7 protein-coding genes are annotated in these 5560 nt (G+C 70.2%); 4 read left to right on the forward strand and 3 right to left on the reverse strand.

The window, feature by feature from the left end; translation table 11 throughout:
- The first annotated feature begins 452 nt into the window (after nucleotides 1-452).
- Nucleotides 453-1415 carry an NAD(P)H-dependent flavin oxidoreductase gene (locus E1293_RS43995; RefSeq protein ID WP_132205619.1) on the forward strand — a complete coding sequence of 321 codons (963 nt, stop codon included), beginning with the start codon at nucleotides 453-455 and terminating at the stop codon, nucleotides 1413-1415.
- 20 nt (nucleotides 1416-1435) lie between these two features.
- On the opposite strand, the gene E1293_RS44000 is transcribed toward E1293_RS43995, so the two are convergent.
- Complete coding sequence (locus E1293_RS44000; protein WP_132205621.1) at nucleotides 1436-1639, reverse strand: hypothetical protein; 204 nt, start codon at nucleotides 1637-1639, stop codon at nucleotides 1436-1438.
- Nucleotides 1640-2016: 377 nt separating this feature from the next.
- Between E1293_RS44000 and E1293_RS44010 the strand changes: the two genes are divergently transcribed.
- Entirely contained in the window at nucleotides 2017-2595 is a 579-nt protein-coding gene (locus tag E1293_RS44010) for a dihydrofolate reductase family protein (RefSeq protein ID WP_132205623.1), read from the forward strand.
- A gap of 28 nt (nucleotides 2596-2623) precedes the next feature.
- On the forward strand, nucleotides 2624-3211 hold the full coding sequence (locus E1293_RS44015; protein WP_132205625.1) for a dihydrofolate reductase family protein: 588 nt from the start codon (nucleotides 2624-2626) through the stop codon (nucleotides 3209-3211).
- 52 nt (nucleotides 3212-3263) lie between these two features.
- Here E1293_RS44015 and E1293_RS50990 read toward each other — a convergent pair whose 3' ends face one another.
- On the reverse strand, nucleotides 3264-4028 hold the full coding sequence (locus E1293_RS50990; RefSeq protein ID WP_279473361.1) for a methyltransferase domain-containing protein: 765 nt from the start codon (nucleotides 4026-4028) through the stop codon (nucleotides 3264-3266).
- Between the two features lie 162 nt (nucleotides 4029-4190).
- Here E1293_RS50990 and E1293_RS44025 point away from each other — a divergent pair, with 162 nt between their 5' ends.
- The gene (locus tag E1293_RS44025; RefSeq protein ID WP_207939473.1) at nucleotides 4191-4991 is read left to right on the forward strand and encodes an SAM-dependent methyltransferase; all 801 of its coding nucleotides are present in this window, start codon (nucleotides 4191-4193) and stop codon (nucleotides 4989-4991) included.
- A gap of 15 nt (nucleotides 4992-5006) precedes the next feature.
- On the opposite strand, the gene E1293_RS44030 is transcribed toward E1293_RS44025, so the two are convergent.
- Nucleotides 5007-5453: a hypothetical protein gene (locus E1293_RS44030; protein ID WP_132205627.1), complete on the reverse strand. Its 447-nt coding sequence runs from the start codon at nucleotides 5451-5453 to the stop codon at nucleotides 5007-5009.
- Nucleotides 5454-5560: the final 107 nt, after the last annotated feature.

Consider the following 5560-nt stretch of genomic DNA (forward strand, 5'->3'; position numbering starts at 1 on the left):
ATTCCAGGCGACCATTCCGGCGAATCCGGGGATCAGCGTCAACTGCACCGGCCGGTAGATGAGACGCGCCATCGCGACCGCCAGCCACAACATTCCCGCCCCCCTCAACTGCATGGACCCACTGCGCCGCTGTGAGCCCCCGCCAAACCGAACGCAACACGGAACCCGTCTCACAACACCGTTGCCACAAGTTCGGGCCGGTCACCAATGAACGGCATGCCCGACTTTCAAGGTGCCGTGCGCTGGCTCGGGCGTTCTTGAGGGTGTCCGTGAGGTTGCGGAAAGCGTCGTGATTCAGGAGGAGTTGACGACTGCGTCGACCTCCACGGTCGGCCAGTCGAACCAGGTCGGGAAGCCGAGGGAGTCGCCGCAACCCAGATCGACGACCCCCTCAAGCACCGGATGTGTCCAGCCACGTGGTGACTCACGTGGCCGACGGCATCATGAGAGGCATGACGTTGTCGACGGCGTTCACGAAAATGCTTGGGGTGCGGCATCCGATCGTGCTGGCGCCGATGGGAGGTTCGGCCGGTGGCGAGTTGGCGGCGGCCGTCTCGCGGGGCGGCGGGCTCGGGCTGCTGGGTTCCGCGAACGGGGATCCGGACTGGCTGGCCCGTGAGGTGCCCATCGTGGCTGAGGCCACCGAGAGCCCCTGGGGCGTCGGCCTCTGGAGTTGGGGTGTCGATGTCGGCACGGTCGAGCGCGTGCTTGAGTACGGCCCCGCGGCGGTGATGCTGTCGTTCGGGGATCCGAGCCCTTTCGCCGAGCGCATCCGCCGGGCGGGCGCGACCCTGATCATCCAGGTCACGACCGTGGAGGAGGCGAAGCAGGCGGTGGACGTCGGCGCGGACGTCATCGTCGCGCAGGGCACGGAAGGCGGCGGGCACGGCGCCCGGCACGGACGGGCCACCCTGCCGTTCGTCCCTCTCGTCGTGGACATGGCGGCACCGGTGCCGGTCCTTGCGGCCGGTGGGATCGCCGACGGTCGCGGCGTGGCCGCGGCCCTCGTGCTCGGCGCGGCCGGGGCGGTCATCGGCACCCGCTTCCAGGCCACGGCCGAAGCGCTGGTCGACCCGTCGATCGCCACCGCGATCGTCGAGGGACGCGGGCAGGACACCGAACGCAGCCGCGTCCTGGACATCGCCCGCGGCTCCCAGTGGCCCGCGCAATACACCGCCCGCACCCTCGGTCACCGCTATCTGGACGAGTGGCGGGGCCGGGAAGCGGAACTCGCCGCGGATCTCCAGGCACAACGCAACTACCAGGACGACGTGGCACGAGGCGCGGTTCCTCCGCTGCCCGTATGGGCCGGCGAGGCTGTCGACCTCATCACCGACCTACCACCCGCGTCCGACCTCGTGGCCACTCTGGTCGCGCAGGCCGAAGCGGCCCTGACCCGAGCGGCCTCACACTGAGCCGGAGGGGCGGTCGGCTCTCAGCACGACGTGGTCTGGGTGGCGCGGTAGTGGGACACGAAGATCGGCCCGCTGTCGAACTCGACGGCCGGGAACCGGCTCGCCAGGAAGTCGGCGTGCTCCCAGTGGGTCGAGGCGTCGGCGTAGCCGATCCCACCGGAGACGACCAGCGTGGTGAGCGGTTCGATGGTGGGCTCCGGCGACCGCTGCGCCTGCACCGTCAAGCCCGTCCCGGTGTGGATCGGACGGCCGCCCGGTGAGGCCGGCGTGACCTCGTAAATGGCTCGGCCGTGCCGACAACCCCGGAGTGGGCCATCACCGGTCTGGTCGAGCACGTGGGCCAGACCCAAAACTGGGTCGTGGAGATAATCGAGCGGGCGCATCACCGACCCCGCACAGCTGCCCATGGAGATGGCCGTACTCCCCGCCGGCCCCCGCGAGAGGCAGGCGTGGCTGGCGGGGTCCGCGCAGCGGGTTGCGAGCGCGTGCCCATGGCGTCCGGGGCACCGGGTAGACCCCGCAGTGGGATCCCCTGCGATGAGTTTTGCCGCGGTTCGCAGTCCATATCGACACCCGATCGACCGCATGCGAGGAGAGCATCATGACCGCCACCTACACGTTCGACGTCTTCTCCAGCCTGGACGGCTTCGGTGCCGCCGGCGGCGACTGGACCGGATACTGGGGCAAGCAGGGTCCGGAGCTCCTGGACCGCCGCCTCGCCCTGTACAGCGACGAGCAGCGGATGGTCTTCGGGGCCAACACGTACCGGGCCTTCGCGCAGATGCTGGCCGATAGCACCGAGGGCTCCGACGTGCGTGACCCATGGGTCACCCGGATGCGGAACCTGCCGACGACGGTGGTGTCGACCACGCTGCAAGGGACGCTCGGCTGGCCGGACGCGACCGTCGAGCGCGGCGACGCCGTCGATGTCGTCGCCCGGCTCAAGGAGGAGTCCAAGGTGCCGCTGCGCTCGCACGGCTCCCTGGCGATGAACCGGGCGCTGATGGCCGCGGGCCTGGTCGACCGCGTCCAGGTGACGCTCTTCCCCGTGATCACCGGCCGGACCGGGCTGGACCCCGTCTTCGAGGACGCGGCCGACTTCGACCTCGAACTGATCGAGCACCGGACGCTCGACGACCACATCCAAGAGCTCATCTTCCGCCCCACCCTGCACGGATGACAGAGCGACGATCGGAGGGAGGAGCACGATGGGCAAGGTGATGACCCACATGACGATGTCGCTGGACGGGTTCGTCGCGGATCCGGACGACCAGGTCGGGGAGCTGTTCGAGTGGTACGAGACGGGGGACGTGAGCGTGCCGAACCCGAATGAGACCGTCTCGTTCCAGGTCGACGACGCCAGCGCGCAGGTGCTGCGCGAGTTGACCGGCAACTGCGGTGCGCTCGTCGCGGGACGGCGGCTGTTCGACATCGCCGACGGCTGGGGCGACAAGCACCCGGCGGGCGCGCCCGTCGTCGTGGTCACCCATCGCGCACCCGAGGACGCCGCCGCAAGGTGGCCTACCACGACGTTCGTCGACGGAGCCGAGGCAGCGATCGTCAAGGCCAAGCAGATCGCCGGCGACCAGGACGTCACCATCGCGAGTGCGGCGGTCATCCAGCAGGCGCTCGACCTCGGTCTGGTGGACGAGGTGTGCGTCAGCCTCGTGCCGGTGCTGTTCGGCGAAGGGATCCCGTACTTCGCCAAACTGGGCCGGGGCCACCCACTCCTGGACGACCCGATCGTCGTCCAGGGGCGACGTGCCCTCCACTTGCGCTACCCCGTCCGGCGGTAAGCCTCGGCTCAGGCGGCGCGTATGCGGATCGGGGAGTGCTGCCCTTCTCCGGTCAGGCTGGCGCCTCAGCCATCACGACAAACAGCAGGGCCGTGGCCATGAACGGCCGGGAATCGGCCTCCTCGATCCATTGCCGCGCGTCGGTGTCGAGATCGCCGGCGGTGATGGCGCGGACCACGTTGTGCCGTAGCCCAAGGATTCGATCAGCCGTTTCGAAGTCACGAAACACCGGTGCTCCAGGCGTTACCGACCGCACGCTCAGTCCCGCTTCCGCGCACAGTCGAGCGAGGCTGCGGCCGTTGGTCGCATTACGGACGATCTCGGTGGTGATGAACCGGGTCAGCCCCGGGTCGGCAACGTGCTGCAGCACCCGGTCGGTGCCTGCTCGGTGGACGCTGCCGCCCTCCAACGGCAAGGCATGGACGTCGCCGTCGCGGACCTCGACGAGGGACCGTCCCGCCAGGCGGGCACGGGCCTTGGCCACCATCGCCGGGTCCCGGTCGATGCCAATGACCTTGCCGTTCGGGGCGACGGCGGCCGCCATCGGCGCGAGGTCTGTTCCCGGGGGCCACAGCCGATGTCGAGGACGGTCTGCCCCGGCTTGAGATCCAGCAGGTCCAGCACGTGCTGCTTGTAGGCGCGACCCGGTGTGCTGGCGGCTACCTGGTCGAGATAGGCCACCGGGTCGGGACGGGACAGATCGATCTCGCTCATGTCCCCAGCCGACCACACACGTGTGGAGATCTTGAGGAGGAGATGTGGAGACGCCTCCGGTGGCTCTGTCACGCTGGACCCGGCCAGCCGCGACCGGCCGCATGTGCGCCCGGTCCGCGCGGAGGACGCGCACCGTGACCTGGTGACCGCGCTCGACGGCCTATGGCGGGCCCGGGCGTCCGCCTGCGGACAGATCGGGAACACCGCCCCGTAATCGATCATGCGGCGCTAGGTTGGCGGCAAGGACGATCCGGAGGGCGCCGCCGTGACCGAGAACCCGCACATCGACACAACGGTCCCGCACTCGGCCCGGGTGTGGAACTTCCTGCTCGGCGGCAAGGACAACTACCCGGTCGACCAGCAGGCCGCCGAGCAGTTCCGCGCCATGTTCCCGCAGATCGTCGACATCGCGCTGGCCGACCGCGCCTTCCTCGGCAGGTCCGTCCGGTACCTGGCGGGCGAGGCCGGCATCCGCCAGTTCCTCGACATCGGCACCGGCCTGCCGACCATGGACAACACGCACGAGGTCGCGCAGCGGGCCGCCCCCGGCTCGCGCATCGTCTACGTCGACAACGACCCCCTGGTCCTCGCGCACGCGCGGGCCCTGCTCACGAGCAGCCCCGAGGGGGCGTGCGACTACATTCACGCGGATCTGCGCGAGCCGGGCGACATCCTGGAGAAGGCCGCGGCGACCCTCGACTTCACCCGGCCGGTCTCGATCATGCTGCTCGGGGTCCTGCACTTCGTCCACGACGACGGTGAGGCGCGGGACGTCCTGGCCCGCCTGCTCGACGCCGTCCCCTCCGGCAGCCACCTGGCCGTCACCCACGCGACCCTCGACTTCGACGCGGGCGCGACCGCGCAGGCCGAGGCGCAGGAGGACTGGAACGAGAAGTCGGCGAACCCGATGGTCCCGCGCACCCGCGACGCCATCACCCGCTTCTTCGACGGCCTGGAGCTCCTGGAGCCGGGAGTGGTCTCCATGACCCGCTGGCGCCCCGAGCACACCCCCTGGGGCGACCCCGCCGAGGTCCCCGGCTACGCCGCCGTAGCCCGCAAACTCTGAAGAGCCGACGGACGCCTACCGGTCGCGGCGGGCCTTCAAGGCGGTACGGACGGCGATGGTCAGCAGGACGGCGAGCAGGATGGTTCCGCCGCCGATCGGAAGGAGCAGCGCACTCCAGAAGTTGGAGGCGCGCTGCTCCGCCACGGTGTCGAAGCAGGTGAACGCCGGCCCTGACACGCAGTGCGGTTCGAAGCTCACGATGGCGTACACGCCGAAGGCGATGAGGCCGGCGCCCAGCGCCGCGCCGGCGCACCACGCCACCACCATGACGGTGATCCTCGAACCCTCGCCGCGGTGGACCAGCCAGGTGCCGGCGACGCAGACGATCATGATCGCCAGGAGGACGAGGGCCGGCAGTTCCCACGACCGCAGCGCGATGCCCGCCGGCACCACGAGCAGCGCCGCGAAGGCCGACACGTACAGGCCGAGGCCGAACCCGTCCGGGAGCCGACCGAGTCTCATCGCCGCCCTCCCGCCGTCGCCGCACCCTGACGTACCGTCACATGATCGCTGGCTGCCGCGGGGTTCGCCACCCGGGAATTCACCCGCGCGGGGGAGCGGGGTGGTGC

This window comes from Actinomadura darangshiensis, from assembly GCF_004349235.1.
Classification (GTDB): Bacteria; Actinomycetota; Actinomycetes; order Streptosporangiales; family Streptosporangiaceae; genus Spirillospora; species Spirillospora darangshiensis.

Bases quoted from the DNA above. Each gene is read 5' to 3' on its own strand.
- E1293_RS43995 (WP_132205619.1), top strand. From the start codon at position 453: ATGACGTTGTCGACGGCGTTCACGAAAATGCTTGGGGTGCGGCATCCG.
- E1293_RS44010 (WP_132205623.1), top strand. From the start codon at position 2,017: ATGACCGCCACCTACACGTTCGACGTCTTCTCCAGCCTGGACGGCTTC.
- E1293_RS44015 (WP_132205625.1), top strand. From the start codon at position 2,624: ATGGGCAAGGTGATGACCCACATGACGATGTCGCTGGACGGGTTCGTC.
- E1293_RS50990 (WP_279473361.1), bottom strand. From the start codon at position 4,028: ATGCGGCCGGTCGCGGCTGGCCGGGTCCAGCGTGACAGAGCCACCGGA.
- E1293_RS44030 (WP_132205627.1), bottom strand. From the start codon at position 5,453: ATGAGACTCGGTCGGCTCCCGGACGGGTTCGGCCTCGGCCTGTACGTG.